Genomic DNA, 3,187 nt, shown 5'->3' with positions numbered 1-3,187 from the left:
TAGCGCTGCTAGCACTAAAGTGCTTACTACCAACAGAGTTTGTCATCAGCGCTTTAGCGATGCTAGCACTAAAGTGCTTACTACCAACACTATTCCCTGAGGTATATCGCGGTGCGACTACCATCGGAAACGCAAACTCATAATCCCCGCCCTCAAATTTCAGGCTATCGGTATAGCGAATCGTTACCTGAATACTTTCCCCTGGTTTAATATTCGCCAACGACTGAGTAAACACATTTGCCCGTTCTTGTTCTAATAACCCCGCCGTTTTCCCCGCTTTTTTCGCTTTCTCATAAATTTGCTTGGCTTCCTGGCGTTTCTTAATCACGCCACGAATAATCCGATCATCCAGTTTAATTTCCATATCATCCACCGCCGCTTCATCGGGTAGGGGGAATTTATAGACGGCTTCTAAGGGATGATCAAAGGGATTGGTAAAGGTTTGGGTAACTTCCACCCGCGACACATTCCCAGTAATTTTTGTGGCGACTTGGGTATGTTCTAAAGGGAATACCTGCTGTTGTCCATTAACTGTGGCGAAAAGTCCCCCAGTTTGAGTCGATGATGTTGTTAGTGACTCGTCCTGAATTGGATTCGTTACAACCGGGTTACGGCGAGAAACCTGCTGGGTTACAGGTGATACTAGATACCGAATTCCGGCAAATCCCACAATCAATGCTGTACTCGCCACCAACCATTGTGTTCCCTTGCTTCCACGCTGAGAACGGGTTAAATCCTTTAATACCGCTTCCGCCGATTGATAGCGCCGTTTGGTCGCACTTTGCAGCAGGGTATTCAGAATCTTTGCTAAGGGTTTACTGATTGACCTGTTCGCGTTTAAATAATCCTGCCATACCCAAGCATCTTCATGACTATCAAATAAATCAAAGGGCGGTATTTGCGTCAGCAGGTGAATACAGGTAACGCCTAAACTGTATAAATCACTCGCAAAAACAGCTTTTCCGCGCACCTGTTCCGGCGCAGTGTAGGCGGCTGAACCAATCACCGTTCCGGTGCGTTCCAGAATCGTTTCTGTGGCAAACTTAGCCGCACCAAAATCCACTAAAACGAGATTGCCATAACCGGGACGACGAATAATATTTTCCGGTTTAATATCCCGGTGAATAACCTGATGACTATGGATAAACTGGAGAACAGGTAATAAATCGCGCAACAGCAGGCGGATTTTTAATTCACTGAAGGGTCCTTCCCTGGCGAGTTCAGCGGCTAGGTTTTGTCCGTGGATAAATTCTTGAACTAAATACTGACGCTTGTCTTGGCTAAAATAATCTAATAATTGGGGAATTTGGGAATGATGTCCCAAAGTTTTTAAGCGTTGGGCTTCTTGTTCAAATAGTTCAGCAGCTTTCTCCTGATTCGTGGTGCTTTGGTGTTGGGGGAAAAACTGCTTAATCGCACAGTCGGGGTGATTGGGATTGGATTCATCCACGCCGCGAAAGGTTCTGCCAAAGCCACCTTGTCCCAGGGGATGAATTGCCCGATAGCGACCGGATAAGAGTAACTCTGAACCGCAACTGTGACAACTGAGTGCATCTCGCAGATTCTCTGGATGCTGACAATCTGGTTTAAGACAATAGCATTGAGAGGGATGAGAGGCAGTGCTGTTTTCAGGGTTAGCGGTGGTCATGGCATCCAGTTCTCTAAGTCCTTGAGGTTATTCTAGCTGGTGAGAATGGAAAAGGGGTGATTGTGAATTACTGTTTCAATAATGATAGTTTCTGCAAAGTTTTTTTACAAAAGCTAAAGTTGATCTAAGTCGTGGTGACATGTCTGTCCAGCCAAGACTGAAAATGACCCGCTTATCAGGAGATTGTATGCCATTATACGCCGAGTTACACCGTCATCTGGGGGGTTCAGTGGTTCCTCGGATTCTCTGGCGATATTTTCAACGTCAAACTGATCCGTTGACCCAGAAATTTGCCGACTATGATCACTTTGAGGAATTTTACACGCGATCGCGCAATACGTTAGATGAGTATTTGGAACTGCACACGTTGGTAGAACATGTGCAAACGGCGCAAACTTTGCCCTATTTTATTTATCGCTTAATTCGCGGCGCGTATATCTTTGAGAATTTAGCTTATTTAGAATTGCGTTATACGCCTTATTTACGCACGCCGGAAGAATTAAGTCAATCGGAACGGATTGATCAGATGGCACAGATTGTGGAGATTGTCGGACAAGCCAGTCAGGTCAAGGATTATCCGATGGTGACGAGTCAGATTCTCTGTATGCATGCGCGGCTTCCCTATGACGTGAATAAGGCAATTGTTGACCTCGCCGCCCAAAGGAAGGATTATGTCTGTGGGGTGGATTTGGCAGGAGGCGATGCCCATTATGGGGAACGATTAGCAGAATTTGTCGGACTCTATCAGTATGCGCGATCGCTCGGTCTGAATACAACGGGTCATCTTTACGAAACCAGCGACGGTTGTTATCCCGAACTGTTGCCGTATTTAATGCGGATTGGTCATGGGATTCATATTCCCTTAAAATATCCAGAGTTGTTAAAAGACGTTGCTCAGCGACAGCAATGTTTAGAAGTATGTCCCACGACGTACTTAAAAACAGGAACATTGGAGGATATTTATCAACTGAAAGTCGTCTTTGATTCCTGTTTCGAGGCGGGAGTTGACATTGCTATTTGTACCGATAATGCCGGATTAAATAATGTGCGATTACCGTTTGAATACGAAAGTTTATTAACCCAAGATGTGATTGATTTTGAGCAAGTGCAAGCTTGTCAAAATGCCGCTTTTCGCCATGCCTTTGCCTGGCCCCATCAACAGCATCCCGCCTCTCTCTTAACCGGATTACTAAAAAATCCCAGAGACGAGGTTGTCGCCGCCAATGGTACACCCAGAACCAAGGATTAAGTAGTAGATACCCGCTGACATAAATTAACACTTGTTAGGGGTGACCTGCTGACATAAATTAACACCCTGTAGGGGCGACCCGCTGGCATCAATTAACAACGGTAGTCCACTCAATTTGCTCGGGTCGCCCTCTCCTCCTGTTTAAGCGAATATCACGTCGCCCCACCCAAGGTGACCCAAATCCCAGTTAAATCAACACCAAAGGATTGGAGAACAAAAGCACTACCCCAGAGAAAAATCACAAAAGGGACAACCCCTTCAAGGAGAGGCAGTAGCACGTGGACTAGCTA

The 3,187-nt window shown here is 45.8% G+C and carries 2 protein-coding genes; one reads left to right on the top strand and one right to left on the bottom strand.

Annotation, left to right across the window (positions count from 1 at the left end):
- Positions 1 to 1,648 (bottom strand): protein kinase domain-containing protein (locus ACLFWI_RS28785; protein ID WP_446415778.1); only part of this gene is annotated, 1,648 nt, incomplete at its 3' end.
- Between the two features lie 187 nt (positions 1,649 to 1,835).
- Here ACLFWI_RS28785 and ACLFWI_RS28780 point away from each other — a divergent pair.
- Positions 1,836 to 2,897 carry an adenosine deaminase gene (locus tag ACLFWI_RS28780; protein WP_446415779.1) on the top strand — a complete coding sequence of 354 codons (1,062 nt, stop codon included), beginning with the start codon at positions 1,836 to 1,838 and terminating at the stop codon, positions 2,895 to 2,897.
- The last annotated feature ends 290 nt before the right edge of the window (positions 2,898 to 3,187 follow it).

The sequence above is a fragment of the Coleofasciculus sp. genome, assembly GCF_046539235.1.
Classification (GTDB): Bacteria; Cyanobacteriota; Cyanobacteriia; order Cyanobacteriales; family Coleofasciculaceae; genus Coleofasciculus.
The sequence above is the reverse complement of the archived record's forward strand: the minus strand, read 5'-3'. Positions and strand labels throughout refer to the sequence as shown.